Raw genomic sequence first — 21,373 nt, forward strand, 5'->3', positions numbered from 1 at the left:
GCGACCGCTGTTTTGAGGGCCGCCCAAGGGATGGGGGCGGTCAGAAAAACTCGGTGTAACGCTGGATTTCCCAGTCGGAGACGTGGCGGCAGTACTCCACCCACTCCATGCGCTTGAGCTTGATGAACTCGTCGACGATCTCGGCGCCGAGCACCTCGCGGAACAGGGGGTCGGCCTCGAGCGCGTCGGCGGCTTCCTTGAGCGATTGCGGCAGGGTCTTGATACCGCGTGCGGCGATTTCTTCGAGGCTCAGGGTGTAGAGGTTCTCGTTGCACATCTCGCCTGGGTCGAGCTGGCGGTCGATACCATCCAGGCCAGCAGCGATGATCGCGGCAGTGACCAGGTACGGGTTGCAGCCCGCGTCCGGCAGGCGGAACTCAAGGCGTCCGTAGGGGATGCGGACCATCGCCGAGCGGTTGTTGGCGCCCCAGGCAACGAAGGCTGGGGCCCAGGTCGAGCCGGACAACGAGCGGCCAACCACCAAGCGTTTGTAGGAGTTGACGGTTGGCGCCGCGAAGGCACACAGCGCCGGGCCGTGGGCCATCAGGCCCGCGGCGAAGTGGTACGCCAGCTTCGACAGGCCCATGCCGCTGCTGTCGCTGGCGTCATGGAACAGATTCTTGTTGGTGCTGCTGGCCAGCGACAGGTGAAAGTGCATGCCATTGCCAGCGCGCTTGGGGTCGGGCTTGGGCATGAACGAGCAGATCATCCCCAGGTCGTTGGCGATTTCGCCGGCCGCCATGCGGAAGAACGTGAAGCGGTCGGCCGACTCCATGGCGTCGCTGTAGGTGTAGTTGATCTCGAACTGACCGTTGGCGTCTTCGTGGTCGATCTGGTAGATGTCGAAGCCCACGGGTTGCAAGGCTTCGGTCAGGCGCTCCAGAAACAGCCGCGAACGCGACAGGCCCTTGTAGTCGTAGCACGGCTTGTCGAGGTTGTCGGAGGCATCCACCAATTGCAGCTTGCCGCCTTCGTCACGGCGGAACAGGCTGAACTCGGGCTCAAGCCCGGTGTTCAGCGTCCAGCCCTTGTCGGCCAGGCGCTGCACCTGCTGCTGCAGAACGTAGCGGCTGTCATAAGGCCAGGGCTGGCCGTTGACATGGCCGACGCACACCACCCGGCCATAACCGGGCTGCCAGGGGACCGGGATCAACGTGGCCAGGTCGCCCCGGGCCATGAAGTCCGGGCCGTGTGGCTCCATGCCCATGCCGCAGATGGCGAACCCGGCAAAACCGGCGCCCTCCTCGGCCACCATCTTGAGGCCCGAGACCGGCACCGATTTGGTCTTTGCCGAGCCATGGATGTCGACAAACTGCGCCAGCACATACTTGATGCCGTGCTGATCGAGGGTGCGCTGGGTTTCTGCTGGCAACATGGGTTGAACACTCCTGGGTAAGGGGCTGCTTGTAATTCCGCATGGGAAACTTACTTTCATCACAGGAATGCAAAGCGCTTGCCAGGTTTACCTCCACCGGCCTTTTCGCGGCGGTTCGGCGCGAAGAGGCCAGCCGCCATTACCCAGGAAATTCCGTTGTAGATATGGGAAACTTGTTTTCACCTGAGGAAAACGGCTGCCACCGCAGCAGCATTTCGCCCTTTCTCAGTGCGAAATCTTTATTCTTGAACTGAAACCGTGCAGGACATTAGATGCCGACCGAAACCCAACCGCGCCTTCGCCTGGAGCAGTACCTGGGCTTGCAGATCAAGCGCCAGCGCCAGGCCCAGTCCCTCAAACTCGCCGATGTGGCGCGCATCGCCGGTATCAGCCAAGGGATGCTGAGCAAAATCGAGAACGCCCAGGTGTCCACCAGCCTCGATACCCTCAGCCGCCTGTGCGATGTGCTGGGTATGCCGATGGCGAAGCTGTTCAGCCAGTACGACCAACCTGACGGCAATGCACTGCTGGTGAAGGCCGGTGAAGGGCTGGAGGTGGTGCGCCGGGGCACGGAAAAGGGCCACACCTATCATTTGCTCAATCACGCCAGGGGCCCGAAGAAGCACTTCGAGGCCTACATGGTGAGCATGGATGACGCCAGCGAAGAGTTCCCGACCTTCGCCCACCCAGGCACGGAGTTCCTGCATTTGCTGGAGGGTGAACTGGTGTACCGCCACGGCAACCAGCTCTATCACATGCACGCGGGTGACAGCCTGACCTTCGATGGCGAAACCCCGCACGGGCCGGAGCAGCTCGTGCAGGTGCCCATCCGCCTGCTGTCGATCATGAACTACGGCGAAGAGTAAGGCGGCGCGGCGCGACAACGATCAATGTCGCGATCAGACAACCAGACGTCGCCCGCGACCGGCCCCGCAACCCTGTATACAAAAATAATACACACATCAGCCAGCCCCGCGCCGTGGGCTGGCAGACGCGGTAATTGCGAGTAAACAGCCTCGCTTCACAATTCCAACGCTGTGGCGCCTTTTTGCACCGGGCAATTCGTCCGGGCTCATAACGATAAAACTCCCAGTTTTGAAGACCCGCGACGCGTCGGCCGGGAGTGCTTGCGCGCGCACATTGTGAAGAATTTGACTGCCATGATCGCTACCTCCCTCCCCGTAGCCGGTGCCTCCACCGGCCACCGCAACGCGCTGCTCGTTGCCCACATCGCCGCCGTCCTGTTCGGCCTGACCGGCATCTTGGGCCACTTGATCGAAGCCGACGCCAGCATCATCACCTTCGGCCGCGCCACCTTTGCCTTCATTGCCCTGGGCTTCGTCGCCGGGCTCAAGGGCACCCGCTTGCTCGACGCCCTGACCTTGCGCAACCTGCCAATCCTCGGCCTGACCGGCGCGCTGCTGGCTGCCCACTGGGTGACCTTCTTCATTGCCGTCAAGGTCGGTGGGGTGGCCGTGGCGACCCTGGGCTTTGCCAGCTTCCCCGCCTTTATCGCCATGATCGAGCGCGGTGTGTTCGGCCAACGCATTGGCACCACCCAAGGTTTGTTATTGCTGATGGTGACGGCAGGCCTGGTGCTGGTCGTGCCCACCTTCGACCTGCTCGACAAAGGCACTGTCGGCCTGCTGTGGGGTTTGGGGTCTGGCCTTGCCTTCGCCTTGCTGACGGTCGCTAACCGCCGCCGCGCATCGAGCATGAACGCGATGCAGGTGGCGTTCTGGCAGAACGTGGTCGTGGCCGCGCTGGTGGCACCGTTCGCCTTCACCCACTTGGGCAGCACCAGCCTGGGTAGCCACGACTGGCTCAACCTGGCGCTGCTGGGCGTGTTCTGCACCGGGCTGTCGCAGTTCCTGTTCGTCAAGAGCCTGGAAGGCCTTGAAGCGCGTACCGCCGGCATGATCATCGCGCTGGAGCCGGTGTATGCGATTCTTGGGGCGTGGTGGTTGTTTGGCGAGCAGCCGAGTGTGCGCATGGCGGCGGGGGCGGCGTTGATCGTGTTGGCGACGCTGCTGGCTGCGGCGCGCAAGGCGCCGGCGGAGCACGGTGATACCAGCCGCTGCGCGCACTAGCTCCAGCGACAGTAGCCTGCCCGCAGTTAAGACAGCCCGCCTTCCGGCAACAAACTGCGGTCAAACATGAACGGCCGCTCCCCCTGCGGCGTGTACTGAAACAACTGCTGCGGCCTACCCAGCTTAGGCTGGTTCTTCTCCCCGGTATCCCTCACCCACCCCAGCTCGCGCAAGCGCTCCAGGCGTTTGCGCAGCGAGGTGTTGTTCACCGCCTGCCCCAGGCACGCCTGCACTGCCCCCAAGGCATCGAGCACGGTGAACTTCTCGGCCAGCAGGTACAGCGGCAAGCTGCTATACACAGTCTTCGCCGCCAGCCGTTCGCGGGCGCGCTCCACCAGCAAGTTGTGGTCGAAGGGCAAGAGCACCTTGCGCCCCAGCACGCTGTCCATATCGACAAACGCCAGCTGCTCACCTTCAACGGTCTGCCCAGGGGCGAGCAAGGCCAGGTAGTAGGTGCTCAGCGACCAGCCACGCGGGTCACGGAACGCATTGCCTTCGGTCCCCACCTGTTCCATGTAGCACGGCACCACCCGGGCCTTCTCCCGCAAAGCGCGGTCGGCCGCGCCTTCCAGGCTGGTGTCGGGGATACGGCCGTTGACGATCACACCCGGCAAGGCCCACTGGCCGGCGTGCGGTTCGCGCTCACGGCGGTGCAACAACACTTGCAGATGCTGGGCTTCAGGGGCCATGCGCAGGGCGACGATATCGACGCTGGCCAAGACTTCAGTGCTACTCAAGGGAACGCTCCACGCTTCAGTAACTCAATAATCCACCAGAGCAGTTAAGTAGCACAAGGGGCTTTGTTTCATTAGCTAGTGCTTGACACACTTAATGCACCAGGTGGAATATATAGCCATGCCAGCGAGGAGAGCACCATGAAGATCGCCAGTTTCGATGTCGACGCGCAAAACGGCTTCACCGCCAACGCCCCGCAGGAACTACCCGTGCCCGAGGGCGATGAAATCGCCGCCGACCTCAACGCCATGGCCCTGCGTGCAGACTTGCGCCTGGGCAGCAAGGACGCTCACCCGGCCAATGCAGCCTGGGTGGTTGCCGACCCGGCCCAGATGCTGCAACCGCTGCCGCTGGCCAATGCCGACCTGACCTGGGTCAGCCACTGCGTGCCAGGCACACCCGGCTTCGAACTGCTGCCTGGCCTGCCCGCCCCCATCGATTACGACTACTTCGTGTGGAAAGGCGTCGAACCCGACCTGCACCCCTATGGCGCCTGCTACCACGACCTGGCCGAACGCCGCTCCACCGGGGTGATCGAATACCTCAAGGTGCAGCAGGTGGGCGCCGTGATCGTCGGCGGCCTGGCCCTGGACTACTGCGTCAAGACCACCGCCCACCAGCTGCGCCGAGCGGGGTTCCAGGTGTTGCTGTACCTGCCGGCTTGCCGCGCCCTCACCCAGGCCGGCGCCATCGCTGCCTGCGGCGCATTGGCCGCCGAGGGTGTCATCCTCTGCGGCGACGAAGCCGCGCTCGACTACCAACTCTCGCTGATCAAGGAAGACCGCCCATGAGTGACAGCGTTTTCGGCCCGCGCATCATCCAGAACCTGCTGGACACCGACTTCTACAAGATCACCATGATGCAGGCGGTGCTGCACAACTACCCCAACGCCGAGGTGGAATGGGAATTCCGCTGCCGTAACGGTGAGGACCTCTCCCCTTACCTGGCAGAAATCCGCTACCAGGTCGAGCAACTGGCCGATGTCACCGTCACCCACGACCAATTGGCCTACCTCGAAAAAATCCCGTTCATCAAACCGGACTTCATTCGCTTTCTGAGCCTGTTCCGTTTCAACCTGCGCTACGTGCAGGTCGGCCTGGACGACGCCGGGCAGCTGGCAATCCGCGTGCGCGGGCCGTGGCTGCACGTGATCCTCTACGAGATCCCGCTGCTGGCAATCATCAGCGAAGTGCGCAACCGCTACCGCTATCGGGAAGTGGTGATGGAACACGTGGGCGAGCGGCTGTACCAGAAGCTTGACTGGCTCAAGGCCGAAGCGAGTGCCGATGAGCTGGCAGGCTTTCAACTGGCCGATTTCGGCACCCGACGGCGCTTCTCGTACCGGGTCCAGGAGCAGGTCGTGCACATTCTCAAGCACGACTTCCCTGGCCGCCTGGTCGGCACCAGCAACGTGCACCTGGCCCGCGAATTGGAACTCAAGCCCATCGGCACCATGGCGCACGAATGGTTCATGGCCCACCAGCAACTGGGCCCGCGCCTGGTCGACAGCCAGGCCGCTGCGCTGGAATGCTGGGTACGGGAATACCGCGGGCTACTGGGCATCGCCTTGACCGATTGCATCACCATGGACGCGTTCATGGGGGACTTCGACTTGTACTTCGCCAAGCTGTTCGATGGCCTGCGCCACGACTCGGGCGACCCGCTGGCATGGGCAGAAAAGGCCATTGCCCACTATGAAAAACTGGGGATCGACCCGCGAAGCAAAACGCTGATCTTCTCGGATGGTCTGGATTTCGCCAAGGCGCTTGGCCTGTACCGCGCACTGCATGAGCGGATTAACGTGAGCTTTGGCATCGGCACCAACCTCACCTGCGATATCCCGGGAGTGGAGCCGATGAACATCGTGATCAAGATGACGGCGTGCAATGGGGCGCCGGTGGCGAAGATTTCCGACAGCCCGGGCAAGACCCAATGCCGGGACGAGAACTTCGTGGCGTATCTCAAGCACGTGTTCAAGGTGGGTTGATGCCGCCGCGAGAGGCCAGCTTTGCTAACCCTTTTTCGGCTGGCCCGCACACAACTCCATAAACCGCGCCGCCGCCCGCGAAGGCGTGGCGGCATGGGGCATCACAAGGCCCGCTCGACAATCTGCCTCACCCCCGCCCCACTCTCGCGTAGCACCAACGGGTAGGCACCAGGGTTTCCAAGGTCTGCACCTGGTCAACGGCCAACGGATGAGGACAGCACCGGCACGGCGGTGATCGTCAATGACGCAGGCGCCGTCAACATTGACGGCCTCCCTGCCGCTCACATTTCGAATCTGTCCTCGACAGCTGAAGCCATCCGCAACTACCGCTGCCTCCTGCGGAATCTTGTCGATGTGAGGCTTGAACTCATGCTCACCGATGATCTTCGCAATCGGAGCAGTTTTGCTGTGGTATGCGTACGCACCTGCAACGCCACAACAGCAGCGGCAATGACCTGCCCCTTGCCACCCAGCTTCTCCAGAACGCCCTGCTCTCCCCCCATTCCACCACAGGATTTCTGATGGCAATGGCCGTGAATACGCACATGCTCGTTGATGGAAGCTCGATGCAAAGGTGAATGCGTGTGAAACCGATGTCAAAAATCAGCAGGATAATTTCGACTCGCTCCACGAGACACAGTTACGCTCCACGCAGCAGTGCGAGCACTTCAACACTCTCAACATGCCCAATTCATGCCCACCGCCCCCAAGTCCCACCAAGATATCGAATTACTGCCGCTCTGGTTACGACGAGAAATTCGAGGCGTGCGGCGGCAGAATCGAAAAGATCGAGTAGAGACGCCTGCTGAATGGCCTCATAACAAGCTATCCATCACTGAGTGCGACAGAATTTTCCCGCCTAGCAGAATGGCCGCGACGCGGCCGTCACAAAACTGCAAAACACCAATTGACAACCGCGAGGGAAAGGAAGGACTATCCGCGCCGCCTTTATGCGAAGGATTACCATTAGCAACACCATTCTTAATGGAATCCTCCGCATTTCATCGAACAGGAGTCAATGGATGTCCGCTCGTTTTGCTTCCTCAGCCCCCCGCTTTCGCCAAGCCGCGCTCGCGGTCAGCCTGTCTAGCACGCTGCTGACCACCGCCACTGTATGGGCCGAGCCTGTTGCTTACAGTATCCCAGCGGGTTCCCTGGCTAGCGCTATGAAGAAATTCGCCACTGCCAGCGGGGTTGTTGTTAGCTTCAGCCGTGAGGAAGTGGCGGGACTGCATAGCGAAGGACTGCGAGGCAACTACGAATTGGAGCAAGGCTTTGCGCAACTGCTGCAAGGCAGCGGCCTGCAGGTACAGCAAGCCGGTGACAAGCGTTACGCGCTGGTTCGTCCCCGCCAGGATGGTTCAATGGAACTTGCAGCCACCACCGTGTCTAGCGTGGGCTTGGGCGCGACCACCGAAGGCACCGGCAGCTACACCACCGGCTCAGCCAATACCGCGACCGGCCTACGTCTCTCCGCTCGCGAAACCCCGCAATCTATCAGCGTGGTGAGCCGCCAGCAGATCGAAGATCAGAACCTGAATGAAGTTGCCCAGGTGCTTGAGCAGACCCCTGGGGTAGTCGTGGACAGCATGGGGCCGGCTGGCAGCGACGCTAACCACATTTACGTGCGCGGGTTCGAGGTCGGAAGCATCCAGGTCGACGGCATCAATCGACCTGATACCTATGGCTTCCGAGACGACCTTTCCGACATGGTGAGCTATGACCGGGTAGAAGTGGTGCGCGGCGCGACGGGGTTGATGTCCGGTACCGGAGATCCCGGCGCAACCGTGAACCTGATTCGCAAGAAGCCGACCCTCGAAACGCAACGCAAGCTGACCCTAAAAGCGGGCTCCTGGGATAACTACCGCCAAGAATTGGATGTGTCCGGCAAGTTGACAGACAGCGGTAATGTGCGAGGACGCTTCGTCGCCTCGAACACCAACAGCCAGAGCTACGTTGATCGCCAATCCCTGGAAAAGCAGGCGGCATATGGCGTGATGGAATGGGACATCACCGACAGCACAATGCTGACCGTAGGCGCGGAATATCAGGAGATGGACAGCGATGGAGCTGGCAACCACGGCTTCCCGATGTTCAACACCGATGGCAGCCACTTCAGCCCTTCCCGCTCGTTCAACTCGGCTTCGGACTGGAGCTATCACAAGCGTCGAACCAAAACCGTGTTCAGCACCTTGGATCACGACCTGTCCAATGGCTGGCATTTGAAGTTCAACGCTGAGCACAGTCGTCGCAGCTACGATGACGCCTTCGCGACTGCCGCCAGTGGCACCGTCAACCCTGATGGCAGCGGTATCAATACCTGGACTGGCCGTTGGGCCGGCGAGCCTCGTCAGACCTCATTCGACTTCTCGGCATCGGGCCCGTTTGAGCTGTTCTCCCGCGAGCACCAAGCTTACCTCGGCGCCAGTCACTACAGAGCCTACTACCGTAACGACGGTTACCCGCTGTGGTCGTTCCAGGACATTGACAACATATACACGTGGGACGGCTCACTGGCGATTCCAGATGCCATCCACACCAAGTCCTCGAAAGACGCTCTGGATGAAACCCAGGACGGCCTGGTGGCTTCCGTACGCTGGAGCTTGGCCGATGACCTGTCGCTGATCACTGGTGCACGGGTAATCGACTGGCAACGGGATGAAGTCTCCACTGCTTTGCCATCCGGCGACACCAGCCGCACCTCGCGCAGCGAGACCGGAGTTGTCACCCCGTACCTTGGGCTGGTTTACGACCTCAACGAAAACTGGTCGGCCTATGCCAGCTACACCACCATCTTCAAGCCGCAGAGCAACAAAGATGTTGGAGGCACCTACCTGGATCCTCTGGAGGGTGTGAACTACGAGCTCGGCCTCAAGAGCGAGTTTTGGGATAAGCGCCTGACCACGGCGTTCAGTGTGTTCGAGGTGCATCAGGACAACCTGGCGGTCGCCGACGGCAGCAACCTGGCACCGGATGGTAACCAGGCCTACCGTGCCGAATCGGGTACCAAGACGCGTGGCTTCGAAATGGAAATGGCGGGCGAGATTCTGCCGGATTGGCAGGTCTCGGCCAGCTACACCTATGCAGTCAGCAAAGACTCGGACGGCGACCGCCTGAACACTGAAGTGCCTCGAGATACCCTGAAACTCTTCACCAGCTATCGCCTGCAGTCCGTCCCGCAATTGAAGGTGGGTGGTGGTGTTCGTTGGCAGGGTACCGAATACTACAAAGGCGCAGGGCCAAACGACGAAACGTTCACCCAAGACCCCTACAGCGTGGTCGATCTGATGGCGCAATACGCGTTCACGCCGCAAACCAGTGTCTCGCTGAACCTCAACAACGTGTTCGACAAAACGTATTACACCGCGATTGGTTCACGTGGCTGGTATGGCTCCCCACGAAGCGCCACAGCTACGTTGGTCTATGCCTTTTAACATAGAGGGTTGAGTCTGGTGGCTGCCACTTGTGGAAGCCACCATTCAAGTCATATCACCACGTACCGGGGAGATTATGAACTCGCCCCAGTTCCTAGACAGTCATTGTGCCGTCACATCTCTGGGACGTTTCCTTGACTCAATTCTCACGCCCCGTGAAAGCTCAAGCTATCCCTACGTGATGGACGCGCCCTTGCCCGCCTCCTGCGGGCTTTCTTTTGCCGGTGGATTATCAATAGCTGCAATCAGGCGTGCGTCATTTGACTGGGCACGGGCTGACGATCTGGTCGACGTTGATGCCCACCGTGGTGGTGATCGGCCCGCTAGGTAAGTTGCTGGTTGCGACCTGATAATACTTGTCGTTCGACTTCACGATCATCGGCGCAACCTCCCGTTTCACGTAGAACTGGCCGTTGCTCAGCAGCATCTTGATCGCCTTTTCCCGATACGCAGCATTGTCCACCACCGGGGAGCCGGGCTCGTCGGTCAACGGCATGACCATCACAGCCACTCAGTCAGTGAAAACGTAGAAAATCTTACGTCACCGTGGTGAATGCACTTCACATTCTCCGATTTGATAATGTCCTTCTGGACGTAGGCACCGCTTTCGTAGTCCACCAAAAGCAAGCTATCCGGGGTGAGAACGCTGATAACCGGTGTGGCACGGCAAGCTGCCGGGCCTCCGATGGGCTTCCAGCAAAAACTCGTGGCCGAGGTGTCGGTGATCGCAGCCAGCTTGAGGTCTTCCTTGATGTGCTGCCTGGCCTCTGTTGATTTGTGCTCAATAGAACCGCAGCCGCTCAGCAGGGTGGCGGCTAGGGCAAGGGCGGTGCGCAGATACATTGTCAGTCCTTTGATCAGGGTGTGGGCGGGCTTGCCCCGCGATCTGCCGCAACGCGGCAGCAAACCCTGAATTCGCGGCGGCTTTGACGCTAGTCGATATCGGGTACAGGAGCGCTTCGCACTCCATCGCGGGGCAAGCCCGCTCCCACAAAACTTTTCGTACAGAGCCTAACCCTCTTTGGACTGGCCCACACACAACTCCATGAACCGCGCCGCCGCCCGCGACGGCGTGGCGGCATGGGGCATCAAGATGGAAAAGCGCCTGACCAACGGCTGCGGCGTAATGCGCAGCCGCCGCAACACGCCATCCTCATGGCGAATCGACATGGCCGACACAAAGCCAATCCCCATACCTGCCCGCACCGCTTCCTTTACCCCTTCCACCCCGGCGATTTCCATCGCGACGCGCATTGCCACGCCACTGCGGGCAAACGCCCGCTCGACAATCTGCCTCACCCCTGAGCCACTCTCGCGCAGCACCAGTGGGTAGGCCCCCAAGGATTCCAAGGTCTGCGCCCCGTCACCGGCCAACGGATGAGTACTGGGCACGATCGCGACGATCTCATCCTCCCGCCACGGCGTGACCCCGGTGCCCAACGGCAACTCCTGCCCGGGAGGCCCTTCGATCAAGGCGATATCGACACTGCCCAGCGCGGCGACAATTTCAGCCGTGTTGCCATTGGAGGTGCTCACCGACACGTCTGGGTAGCGTGCGTGGAAGTCGGCGATGAGGTACGGCAGCAGGTAGCTGGCCGGCGTGGTACTGGCGCCGATGCGCAAGGTGCCGCGCTCCAGGCCGCGCATGGCCTCGCGCAGGGCCTGGGCCTGGCGGAAGGTATCGCGCAGGCGCTCGGCATGGGCCAACAACTGCTCACCTGCAGCCGTGAGGCGCACGCCGCGCCCCGCGCGTTGGTAAAGGGGCTCACCAAAAGCCTCCTGCAGCAACTTGAGCTGCCCGGATACGGCGGGCTGCGACAGGTGCAACGCCTGGGCCGCGTGGCTGATGTTGCCATGCTCGGCGACGGTGGCGAATGTTATCAGCTGTTCTGGGGTCATGAATTCAAAATATCAGCTAAACGGATACTTCACATCCTAAATTACGATTTTTTATAAGCTTATAACCAGATTAACGTAGGGCTTGTCGAAATACTTTTCCCGGAGGACTCACATGGCCACGGTTCCATCCCACCCCGCCTACGCGCCTACCCTCTCTACCCGAGGGCGGCTCAATGGCATTTTGTTTGTGGCGCTTTTCGCGCTTGCCGTCACCCAACTGGCAGCTTTGCCCGCCATCGCCAACCTGGGCATCAGCCCGCTGATCGTCGGTATCGTTGCCGGTGCCCTGTACGGCAACGCGCTGCGCGATGGCGTGCCGGCGAGCTGGGCAGCGGGCATCAACTTCTCGGCCCGCGGGCTGCTGCGCATCGCCGTGGCCTTTTTCGGCCTACGGGTCAGCCTGCAGGAAATCGCCGAAGTCGGCTGGTCGGGCCTGACGGTTTCGCTGCTGGTGGTGGTCAGCACCCTCCTGATCGGGCTCTGGTGCGGCATGAAGCTGCTCAAGCTGGACCGCGACACCGCGCTGCTCACTGCGGCAGGCAGTGCCATTTGCGGCGCCGCTGCAGTACTTGCGTTCGAGTCGGCGCTGCGCAGCGCCCCGCACAAGAGTGCCATGGCCGTTGGCAGCGTGGTGCTGTTCGGCACCCTGTCGATGTTCCTTTACCCCTTGGCGATCAATGCCGGCTGGCTGCACCTGGATACCCTGGGCGCGGGCCTGTTCCTGGGCGGCACGATCCACGAAGTGGCCCAGGTGGTAGGTGCAGCCAGCAACGTCAGCCCCGAGGCGACGCACATCGCCACCATCGTCAAGATGACCCGGGTGATGCTACTGGTGCCGGTGCTGCTGGTGGTGGGCCTGTGGATCAGCCGCTCGCGCCAGCCGGGCCAGGCGCAAGGCAACGGCCGCATCGCCATGCCCTGGTTCGCTTTCGGCTTCCTGGCGCTGGTATTGGTGAACTCGCTGCAGGTGCTGCCTGGCAGTGTGACCCAGGCGATCAATAGCCTCGACACCTTTGCCCTGACCATGGCCATGACGGCGCTGGGGATGGAGACACGCTTCAGCCAGATCCGCCAGGCAGGGCCACGTGCGCTGCTGACCGGGGCGATACTGAACCTTTGGCTGGTGGGGGGCGGGCTGGCAATTACGCTGGGTGTGCAAAAGCTCTTCGCATGACTTATGGTGTTGTCTAAGAAGGATGTTTTACCTGCACAGGAAAGACTTAGATGCCCCAACGCCATGTCATAAATGCATCCGTCAGCCCCAAAGGCAGCCTGGAGACGCTGTCGCAACGTGAAGTCCAGCAACTGAGCGAAGTCGGTACCGGTAGCCTCTACACCCTGTTCCGCCAGTGCGCGCTGGCCATCCTCAACACCGGCGCGCATGTCGACAATGCCAAAACCATTCTCGAGGCCTACAAGGACTTCGAGGTGCGTATCCACCAGCAAGACCGGGGCGTACGCCTTGAGCTGCTGAATGCACCCGCCGATGCCTTCGTCGATGGCGAAATGATCGCCAGCACCCGTGAAATGCTGTTCAGCGCCCTGCGCGACATCGTCTATACCGAAAGCGAGCTGGCCAGCCAGCGCATCGACCTGGAAAGCTCCCAGGGCATCACCGATTACGTGTTCCACCTGCTGCGCAACGCCCGCACCCTACGCCCAGGCGTGGAGCCGAAGATGGTGGTGTGCTGGGGCGGCCACTCGATCAGCAGCGAGGAATACCAATACACCAAAAAGGTCGGCCACGAACTGGGCCTGCGCAAGCTGGACGTCTGCACCGGCTGCGGCCCTGGGGTAATGAAGGGCCCGATGAAAGGCGCCACCATCGCCCACGCCAAGCAGCGTATGCACGGCAGCCGTTACCTGGGCCTGACCGAACCGGGCATCATCGCCGCCGAAGCGCCCAACCCGATCGTCAACGAGCTGGTGATCTTGCCGGACATCGAGAAGCGCTTGGAAGCCTTCGTGCGTGTCGGCCACGGCATCATCATCTTCCCGGGCGGCGCCGGTACTGCCGAAGAGTTCCTCTACCTGCTCGGCATCCTCATGCACCCGGACAACCAAGGCCTGCCCTTCCCGGTCGTGCTCACTGGCCCCCGCAGTGCCGAGCAGTTCCTGCTGCAACTGCACGCCTTCGTCGGCGCCACCCTCGGTGAAGCCGCGCAAAGCCACTACCAGATCATCATCGATGACCCGGCCGAAGTCGCGCGCCACATGGTCGAAGGCCTCAAGGAGGTCAAACAGTTCCGCCGTGAACGCAACGACGCCTTCCACTTCAACTGGCTGCTGAAGATCGACGAGGGTTTCCAGCACCCGTTCGACCCGACCCACGCCAACATGGCCGAACTCGCCCTGCGCCGCGAGCTACCGCCCCATGAACTGGCCGCCAACCTGCGCCGAGCGTTTTCCGGCATCGTTGCCGGCAACGTCAAGGACAAAGGCATCCGCCTGATCGAAGAACACGGCCCCTACCAGATCCGCGGCGACAGCGCAGTATTGGAGCCACTGGGGCGATTGTTACAAGCATTCGTCGACCAGCACCGCATGAAGTTGCCGGGTGGTGCCGCCTATGTGCCGTGCTACCAGGTAGTGACCTGAAAGCGATGTCTAGCGCCAGCTCTCGAGCTGGCTTTTGATCTTGATCTTGATCTGGCTTTTGACCTTCAGCGACTCAGGAGGCCGAGCGCAGGCCTTGCGAAGGGAGGTGACGGGCAAGGATGCCCGTCAAGCGCTGGGGCCCAGGATGGGCCCTGCAGCGCGGTCCTCCCGGGAGCAAGGCCGTAGCGAGGGGACCCCGAAGCGCAGCGTAGGGGCCGTATGATGGAGCGCAGCCCTTTTTGGTTACTTTTTGGGGCGTTTGCCAAAAAGTGACCCGCCGTAAGGGCGGAAAGGTGACTAAGCGTCGCCCCAATGCTGGATCAACCACCCCCTCAAAACCAACACCAACACCCACACCCACACCCACACCAACGATCAAGAAACCAAACCCTCCCGCTCAACCAGCCGAATACTGTCACGCCCCCCGCGCTTCGACTCATACAACGCCACATCCCCCTGCTCAATCAACGCCGCCAAACTCACCGGCGGCTGATCAAACACATTAGCCCCAATACTCAACGTAACCGCCTGCGGCGTGGGCACCGTCTGCCCAGCAAACAGCTGAAACCGCTCACGCAACTGGCTACCCAGCTCCACCACCCGCTCCCGCGTCGCCTCACTGAGCAGAATCACAAACTCATCCCCCCCAAGCCGCGCCGCCAGCGACCGCTCCGGCAACACCGCACGAATCATCTCGCTCAAGGCGATCAACAGCCGATCCCCCGCAATGTGCCCGTGCAAATCGTTGACCAGCTTGAAGTTGTCGATATCGATCAACAGCAAGGCCCCCGGCCGCGCCGGGCTGACCTCTTTGAAAAAGTGCGGCGCCCGCACTTCCAGCGCCCGCCGGTTGTACAGTGCCGTCAACGGATCGCGCGCCGCCAGCCTGGCGATACGTTCTTCACGGCGATAACGCACCGTCCCCGTCATCGACAGCGCAATCAACATGATCGCCATCGCCCCCTCGACCAGGGAAATCTGAATGATCAGCCCGCCAAAGGTCGCCAGGTCAATCAAGGTGCCCGGCGTGATCGCAATGATCGCCTTCGCCACATAGAACAACCCATGGATCAGCAACACATAGCGCAATTGCACCGCGCCCACGCTCAGCGACCTGCCGTGGGGCTTCAACAAAAAGCTGGCCTTGAGGGTCAACAGCGCCACCAGCAACGAGTTGACCATCAGCATCACCTTCGACCACTCCGGCCCCGCGGGCAGCAGCAGTAAGGCGAACCACACCGGCACCATCAGCAGCCAGGTGCGCGACAGGCGGTTCTGGGTAAAGCGCAACACCCCCATCAGGAAAAACGCATGCGCCACCACCAGCAACCCGTTGGCGAACCAGATGCCGATCAACAGCAAGCCAATGCCACGCAACAGGGCCAGAGTGGAGCCAACGGTAATAGTGGCGAAGCCCGCGCTCCAAAACAGGAGTGAAGCCTCGCGAACGCTGCGCCATTCGATCGCCAGGTACAAAGCAGCAGCGGCTGCCAGGGCGATCGTAATCGTCAGCATCGTGGGTGGATCAAGCGCCATAGACGGTTTGGCCTATCTGGTTAACGTGGGAAACGCCTCATTGTATTCGTTTGCCATTGGTTTTCAGAGGGGGAACACGCAAACGATCATATCAATTCGAAGCGCCCTCACAGCGCAGCACCCTCCAGTTGTTGACTGTGCTCCAGGTTGCGTATCAGTACCCATTTTCACTACGCATCTATGAACCTAGCAATTTTACCAGTAGCACATTCAGCGTTGAACGTTAAGAATGCCTGAAGCGCTCACCTCCGATGGCTGCATAAATGAATGCAAATGAGCTTTACCCTAATTTTCCCGGTGACTACACTGCCTACGGTTTTATTCCAACATCTGTGTATTCTCAAACCGTCTGTGGCTTCCATGGTCAGAGAAAAGATTCGCTTATGGCAGTCTATTGGTTGGGCAATGGATACCGCGCCTACAGTCCGATCCTTATGCGATTCTTGTCGCCCGATAACGTAAGCCCCTTCGAAGCCGGAGGTATAAATGCTTATGCATATTGTGAAGGTGACCCTATCAACAACAGCGACCCGACCGGGCACATGAAGACCGGCGTTGATCAGCTTGTTATTAGGCCAGAGGGGGCTCCCGGTAACGTTCCAACTGCACCTCAGGTCTCGGTCGCCACCCGAAACCGATCACTATCACCTGGGACAATCCAGTCCTACCTTGGCGATGTGCTACCTACGACCTCTTCGAACAGCGGGCAGTTCCAGGCGCCGCCTTCCGCCACCGGTCCGAGAATACAAATTTCTTTAGGTCAATATATCGCAGCGGACAACACCATCAACCAAATTGCTGCGACACTTCCAGCAATGCGAGAACAGCATGTAATTGAATACAGGCTCACCATGGGGGCCTGGCTAGGCGCTTTTTACTTAGGGCGCCTTGATTATGACACTGCTGTACAAATGATAAATTCAACACCGTCTCTCAACATGAATCTGCGTCGACAAGCTGGTTCCCAAGTCCGGGCCGTATTGGACCACGTCATGGCAAAGTCGTTGAATAACCCTATCGCTACCAACCCGCGATTTTAGTAACTTAGGCTCTGTACGAGATCCCTAGAAACCCAATTAAGGCCTCTCGGAAGCTGAGTTTTTGTACAGTTTGGTGCTCTGCTCGGGTGCTGCGTAGCGAGATAGGCCGGAACAACGGTTTATCAATGATTTCGGGGCTGGAGAAACCACGGGATTCGGCCCAAGTACCGACAGCACAACATCATCGAGCGCATGTTTGGCTGGCTGAAAGAGAACCGCCGGGTCGTGACACGCTTCGATAAGCTCGCGAAAAGCTATGCCACCATGGCTTCACTGGCTTGTTCCATGCGTTGTTTGCGACAGCTTTTTCGTACAGCGCCTACTCCGCAAGTCTTATTTTCATACCTAACCTCTCAAGGTAATCCCTGGGTGGACCTAGCCGCTCTATCGGTGGCTGGTAGTGCCCTGAATAATTATTCAAAACAAAGACGCCATCAAATTTACTTATGTAGCCTGCACTGATAACTTCGCCGCTATCGCCGGCTCGCAGTTGACCGTATCTAGCGATGCTGGCATGACTTAAATATCCATCACTGTAGCTGTCGGCGAGGCTAGCAGTCAGATCTTTGTTGACTTGCCTTTTACTCTTCATGTGACGTTCCGTCGTCCGGGAGCTTTCCTACCAGGGCTCTGCGATCAAGTCAGCAGCGGCCACCCGAGCTGCGCTGCGGTGGCGGATGTGATGCCGCTGCAGATACTCACAGGACTCGTTTGATCAACGGTTCCAGGCGGCTGTAACGCAATCGCCGCAGGAACTTGCGCACTTCCTTGGGGTGCTCGGCCTTGACGCCCAGTTCTTCGGCTGAGCTGATCTTCGGCGCATGCCGGCGAATGCCCTCCAGCTCCACCTCACGCGGCACGATCCACTGCCCCTGCGCGTCATCTATAAGCAAGCCATTCTCAAGGTCCAGGTTGAACCCACGCGGATTGAGGTTGTTACCGGTCAGCAGCGAATAACGCTGGTCGATCCACAGGCCCTTGGCATGGAAGGTGTGCCCGGGGTCGTTCCAAATCCGCACTTCGAGCTGGCCATTGGCAAGCGCGGCCTGGCGACGGCGGGCAAAGGCGCGCAGGTTGTCCTCGTACAAGTAGGGCAACGCACCGCTAGCACTGAATGGCTCACCCGGGGCTATATAGAAGTCATTGGCCGTGCGATCGCCAACGATCAGCTCCACGCGCACGCCACGGTCAAGCGCGTGGTCGATTTCGCGCATCAATACCCGAGGCGGGTTGAAATAAGGCGTGCTGATGATGATCTGCGTGCGTGCCGCGGCCAGCAGTGCGCAAAGTGCTTTGTTGAGCGGGTTGCCCCGCCCAACGCCAAGCAGCGGGATGACCCGCAAGCCCTGCCCCGCTTCGCCGGCGGGTACCTCATAGACCATGCGCCGCAGCCGCGCGCGCAAACGCCGGATGTCACCGCGCAAGCTGCGGGTCGCTGGCGGTGCCGGCAAGTCCAGCCGCGGTGTGGCGGTGTGGTGCAGCAAACGTCTAACCAGGTCGACCATGGCATCGGCCAGCGCAGGCGACTGGAACAGGTGATAGCGATCCAGGCGATAGCGGTCGAAACGGTGCAGGTACACGTTGTTGAGGCTGGCACCGGTGTAGATCACACAGTCGTCGATGATGCTGCCTTTCAAGTGCAACACACCAAACAGTTCGCGGGTTTGCACCGGAACGCCGTGGATCACCACATCCAGCCCGCGCAATTGACGCTGGGCCTGGTACCAGGCCGCATTACCCGGCTGCCGCCCGCCCCCCAGCAGGCCACGGCGGGCACGGAACCAGTCAACCACAATGGTGATTTCCAGGCCTGGCCGCGCGGCCTTGGCCTGGTACAAGGCATCGAGCACTTCCTGCCCGGCCTCGTCTTCCTGCAGGTACAGGGCGACGATGACGATGCGCCGGGTCGCCGTCGCGATGCGCTCGAGCAGGCAGCGACGGTACGCCGCGGCATCGGGCAATACCTGGATCGCCTCAGGCGCGAGAGCGAAACCTGGCAGCGCTGCCAGCATGGATTCGGGGTTCACGTAGGTTCACCTTCTGTCTGCATTCAGGTCCATTCCTGGCCACCAGCCCGGGGTGTAAGATCGACCGGGTAACGACCTATAACAACAAGAATCATGCGAGGCCTGTTTTTCTCACTGCCCCCGACGAATCACGCCTCAGCTTGCACAGGAAGATCGCAATGGTCCACCCCGTTTCTGCAATCGTAACGCCTTCGCCCGCCAAGACCTTCGGTTTTCTGATCTTGCCCAACTTCACCACCATCGGCCTGGCGTCGGCGGTGGAGACCCTGCGCATGGCCAACCTGGCGGCCCGCCGGCCGATGTACCGCACCGTGCTGATCGCCGCCAGCGATGAACCGGTGGCGGCCAGCAACGGCATGCGCGTGTTGCCTGACTACAGCATCGGCAACGCCCCGGCGCTGGACGCCCTGTTGGTGGTCGGGGCCAACCCGATCGATCGCAGCCGTGGCAACCGGCCCTTGATCGACTGGCTACGCCAGCTGGCCCGTCAACGCCTGCCGTTGGGCGGCATCTGCACGGGCAGTTACCTGCTGGCCAAGGCCGAGTTGCTCAAGGGCTACCGCTGCACCATCCACTGGGAAGACATGCAGACGTTGCAGGAGCAGTTCCCCGGTATCGTCATTTCTGGCCAGCTGTTCGAACTGGACCGCGACCGCTACACCTGCTCGGGCGGTGTGGCGGCCATGGACATGATGCTGCAACTGGTGGCCCGCGAAGAAGGCGGCCAAGACATCGCCGCCAAGGCCGCCGAACTGCTGCTGTGCGACCGTGTGCGTGGCGAGCGCGAACGCCAGCGGGTGCCCCTGCGCACCCTGCTCGGCAGCGCCCAGCCCAAGTTGAGCCAGGTGGTGGCGATCATGGAAGCCAACCTGGAGGAGCCACTGGCGCTGGAGGAGCTGGCCAGCCTCAATGAAGTGACCGTGCGCCAATTGGAGCGGTTGTTTCATAAATACCTGCAGCGCACGCCCAGCCAGTATTACCTGGAGTTGCGGCTGTCGCGGGCGCGGGAGCTGTTGTTGCGTAGCGATGTGCAGGTGCGTGAGGTGGCGCTGGCGTGTGGGTTCAGCTCGCCGGCGCATTTTTCCAAGAGTTACAGCCGGTTTTTTGGGTTGTCGCCGCTGGGGGAGCGGCGGCAGGCTTCGTTGCACTGACATCAGACAGTGCTGGGCTCTTCGCGGGCAAGCCCGCTCCCACAGAATTTCCACTCACCTTGAGCGCGGTGGGGGACCGGTGGGAGCGGGCTTGCCCGCGAAAAGGCCGGCACAGCTTGAATCAATCCTTCAGGGCCGCATGCGCCGTCTCCCGGCACATCAGCATCGCCACCAGCGCCACCAGTGCTGCGGCCAACAGGTACCCCGCCGGCGCCAGCTTGCTGCCGGTCGCCTGTATCAGCCAAGTGGCAATGAACGGCGCCGTCCCGCCAAACAAGGCATTGGCCACGTTGAAGCTCAGGGCAAAACCACTGAAGCGCACCCGCGTCGGGAAGATCTCCGCCAACAGGCACGGCAAGGTCCCATCGTTCATCGCCAGCATCGCGCCAAACAGAATCTGGATGGCCAGAATCACCAGCAGCGGTTGCCCATCGAGCAACGTGAACAAGGGCACGGTGAGCCCCAAAAACAGCAGCGAGGCGATCACCAGCATGGTCTTGCGGCCAAACTGATCCGACAGCCGCCCCATCAGGAAAATCAGGCCGATGTAAGTGGCCAATGAAACCGTCGAGGCAATGAATGCATCTCGCTCGGTCATGCCCAGCTCTGTGGACAGGTACGTCGGCATGTAGCTGAGCAGCAGGTAGAACGCCACCGCGTTAAGGCACGTGACGCCGATACCGATGCCTAGGCTGCGGCGATGCTGGGTCAGCAACTCGCGAATCGGTGCCGGGGTCATGCAGGCCTTGTTCTCAAGACGCTGCTCCATCTCCAGAAACTTTGGGGTGTCCTGCAGGCTCATGCGGATGTAACGGCCCACCAGCCCGAACGGTGCAGCCAGCAGGAACGGCAGGCGCCAGCCCCAGCTGTGCAGGTCCTCGGTGCTGAGTAGCTCATGCAGCACCGCCACAAACGCCGCACCGAACAGCAACCCTGCTGCCGTGCTGGCCGGCACGATACTGGTGTACAGGCCACGCCGGCCCTGGGGCGCGTATTCGGCCAGGAAGGCCGATGCCCCCGCGTATTCGCCCGACGCCGAAAAGCCCTGCACCAGGCGTATCACCAGTAACAGGCACGGTGCCCATAGGCCGATCTGCGCATAGCCAGGCAGCAGGCCGATGCAGAAGGTCGAGATCGACATGATCAGGATCGACAACGACAGCGCGTTGCGTCGCCCATGGCGATCACCAAAGTGGCCCCAGACCACGCCGCCCAGCGGGCGAACGAGAAACGACAGGGCGAACACCGCGAAGGTCGCCAGCAGGCCGGTAGTTTTGTCGGTTTGCGGGAAAAACGTGGCGGCAATGATGGTGGCGAGGTAGCCGTAGGCGGCGTAGTCGAACCATTCGACGAAGTTGCCCATGAAACTGGCGCGCGCGGCCTTGCGCAGTGCCTGGCGTTCGGCGCTGTACACGGCGCCGCCGAGGGTTGAGGCGTTCAGGGTGGTGCTGGACATGACGGGTACCCTCTGGTTCTTCTAATTGGAGGCAGGGTCTGGTGG

The 21,373-nt window shown here is 61.0% G+C and carries 17 protein-coding genes and 2 pseudogenes; 10 read left to right on the forward strand and 9 right to left on the reverse strand.

Translation table 11 applies throughout. From position 1 onward, the window contains the following. Positions 1–40: 40 nt before the first annotated feature. Positions 41–1,375: a type III glutamate--ammonia ligase gene (glnT, locus tag AB7M33_RS25655; RefSeq protein ID WP_027595362.1), complete on the reverse strand. Its 1,335-nt coding sequence runs from the start codon at positions 1,373–1,375 to the stop codon at positions 41–43. Positions 1,376–1,647: 272 nt separating this feature from the next. Here glnT and AB7M33_RS25660 point away from each other — a divergent pair, with 272 nt between their 5' ends. Together AB7M33_RS25660 and AB7M33_RS25665 are read left to right on the forward strand one after the other, a co-directional pair. Then, a complete protein-coding gene (locus tag AB7M33_RS25660) occupies positions 1,648–2,241 on the forward strand; it encodes a helix-turn-helix domain-containing protein (RefSeq protein WP_027595361.1) in 594 nt (197 codons plus the stop codon). Between the two features lie 294 nt (positions 2,242–2,535). Then, entirely contained in the window at positions 2,536–3,465 is a 930-nt protein-coding gene (locus tag AB7M33_RS25665) for a DMT family transporter (protein WP_454243942.1), read from the forward strand. Between the two features lie 26 nt (positions 3,466–3,491). Here the strand turns inward: AB7M33_RS25665 and AB7M33_RS25670 are convergent, their stop codons facing one another. Further along, positions 3,492–4,202 (reverse strand): NUDIX hydrolase, encoded by a 711-nt coding sequence (locus AB7M33_RS25670; protein ID WP_085274332.1) that lies wholly within the window; start codon positions 4,200–4,202, stop codon positions 3,492–3,494. Positions 4,203–4,340: 138 nt separating this feature from the next. Between AB7M33_RS25670 and AB7M33_RS25675 the strand changes: the two genes are divergently transcribed. Then, the gene (locus AB7M33_RS25675) at positions 4,341–4,991 is read left to right on the forward strand and encodes an isochorismatase family protein (protein ID WP_085274331.1); all 651 of its coding nucleotides are present in this window, start codon (positions 4,341–4,343) and stop codon (positions 4,989–4,991) included. Further along, on the forward strand, positions 4,988–6,187 hold the full coding sequence (gene pncB, locus AB7M33_RS25680; protein ID WP_454243943.1) for a nicotinate phosphoribosyltransferase: 1,200 nt from the start codon (positions 4,988–4,990) through the stop codon (positions 6,185–6,187). Before AB7M33_RS25675 ends, pncB begins: the two co-directional genes overlap by 4 nt. A gap of 24 nt (positions 6,188–6,211) precedes the next feature. Here the strand turns inward: pncB and AB7M33_RS25685 are convergent. Beyond that, positions 6,212–6,398, reverse strand: a pseudogene (locus tag AB7M33_RS25685) (hypothetical protein); the annotation flags it as partial. 811 nt (positions 6,399–7,209) lie between these two features. On the opposite strand from AB7M33_RS25685, the gene AB7M33_RS25690 reads away from it, so the two are divergent. Further along, positions 7,210–9,621, forward strand: a complete 2,412-nt coding sequence (locus AB7M33_RS25690; protein WP_454243944.1) for a TonB-dependent siderophore receptor — start codon at positions 7,210–7,212, stop codon at positions 9,619–9,621. 256 nt (positions 9,622–9,877) lie between these two features. Here AB7M33_RS25690 and AB7M33_RS25695 read toward each other — a convergent pair whose 3' ends face one another. The 3 genes from AB7M33_RS25695 to AB7M33_RS25705 all read right to left on the reverse strand — a co-directional run bounded on the left by AB7M33_RS25695 (position 9,878) and on the right by AB7M33_RS25705 (position 11,520). Continuing rightward, positions 9,878–10,117 carry a hypothetical protein gene (locus AB7M33_RS25695; RefSeq protein WP_454243945.1) on the reverse strand — a complete coding sequence of 80 codons (240 nt, stop codon included), beginning with the start codon at positions 10,115–10,117 and terminating at the stop codon, positions 9,878–9,880. 5 nt (positions 10,118–10,122) lie between these two features. Then, on the reverse strand, positions 10,123–10,464 hold the full coding sequence (locus AB7M33_RS25700) for a hypothetical protein (protein WP_454243946.1): 342 nt from the start codon (positions 10,462–10,464) through the stop codon (positions 10,123–10,125). 168 nt (positions 10,465–10,632) lie between these two features. Further along, positions 10,633–11,520: a LysR family transcriptional regulator gene (locus AB7M33_RS25705; protein ID WP_454243947.1), complete on the reverse strand. Its 888-nt coding sequence runs from the start codon at positions 11,518–11,520 to the stop codon at positions 10,633–10,635. A gap of 112 nt (positions 11,521–11,632) precedes the next feature. Between AB7M33_RS25705 and AB7M33_RS25710 the strand changes: the two genes are divergently transcribed. Together AB7M33_RS25710 and ppnN are read left to right on the forward strand one after the other, a co-directional pair. Continuing rightward, positions 11,633–12,694 (forward strand): YeiH family protein, encoded by a 1,062-nt coding sequence (locus tag AB7M33_RS25710; protein WP_027595355.1) that lies wholly within the window; start codon positions 11,633–11,635, stop codon positions 12,692–12,694. Between the two features lie 50 nt (positions 12,695–12,744). Beyond that, positions 12,745–14,118 (forward strand): nucleotide 5'-monophosphate nucleosidase PpnN, encoded by a 1,374-nt coding sequence (gene ppnN / locus AB7M33_RS25715; RefSeq protein ID WP_085274328.1) that lies wholly within the window; start codon positions 12,745–12,747, stop codon positions 14,116–14,118. Between the two features lie 375 nt (positions 14,119–14,493). Here ppnN and AB7M33_RS25720 read toward each other — a convergent pair whose 3' ends face one another. Then, the gene (locus AB7M33_RS25720; RefSeq protein WP_027595353.1) at positions 14,494–15,654 is read right to left on the reverse strand and encodes a GGDEF domain-containing protein; all 1,161 of its coding nucleotides are present in this window, start codon (positions 15,652–15,654) and stop codon (positions 14,494–14,496) included. 263 nt (positions 15,655–15,917) lie between these two features. Here AB7M33_RS25720 and AB7M33_RS25725 point away from each other — a divergent pair, with 263 nt between their 5' ends. Continuing rightward, a complete protein-coding gene (locus AB7M33_RS25725; protein WP_265969075.1) occupies positions 15,918–16,694 on the forward strand; it encodes an RHS repeat-associated core domain-containing protein in 777 nt (258 codons plus the stop codon). A gap of 156 nt (positions 16,695–16,850) precedes the next feature. Then, a pseudogene (locus AB7M33_RS25730) lies at positions 16,851–17,003 on the forward strand (IS5/IS1182 family transposase); the annotation flags it as partial. A 389-nt stretch (positions 17,004–17,392) separates the two neighbouring features. On the opposite strand, the gene pssA reads toward AB7M33_RS25730, so the two are convergent. Further along, on the reverse strand, positions 17,393–18,721 hold the full coding sequence (gene pssA / locus AB7M33_RS25735; RefSeq protein ID WP_099429017.1) for a CDP-diacylglycerol--serine O-phosphatidyltransferase: 1,329 nt from the start codon (positions 18,719–18,721) through the stop codon (positions 17,393–17,395). Between the two features lie 158 nt (positions 18,722–18,879). On the opposite strand from pssA, the gene AB7M33_RS25740 reads away from it, so the two are divergent. Beyond that, entirely contained in the window at positions 18,880–19,872 is a 993-nt protein-coding gene (locus AB7M33_RS25740; protein ID WP_085274324.1) for a GlxA family transcriptional regulator, read from the forward strand. Between the two features lie 121 nt (positions 19,873–19,993). On the opposite strand, the gene AB7M33_RS25745 is transcribed toward AB7M33_RS25740, so the two are convergent. Continuing rightward, positions 19,994–21,328 (reverse strand): MFS transporter, encoded by a 1,335-nt coding sequence (locus AB7M33_RS25745; RefSeq protein WP_265969072.1) that lies wholly within the window; start codon positions 21,326–21,328, stop codon positions 19,994–19,996. Between the last annotated feature and the right edge of the window lie 45 nt (positions 21,329–21,373).

The organism is Pseudomonas sp. Y3 TE3536 (assembly GCF_053629175.1).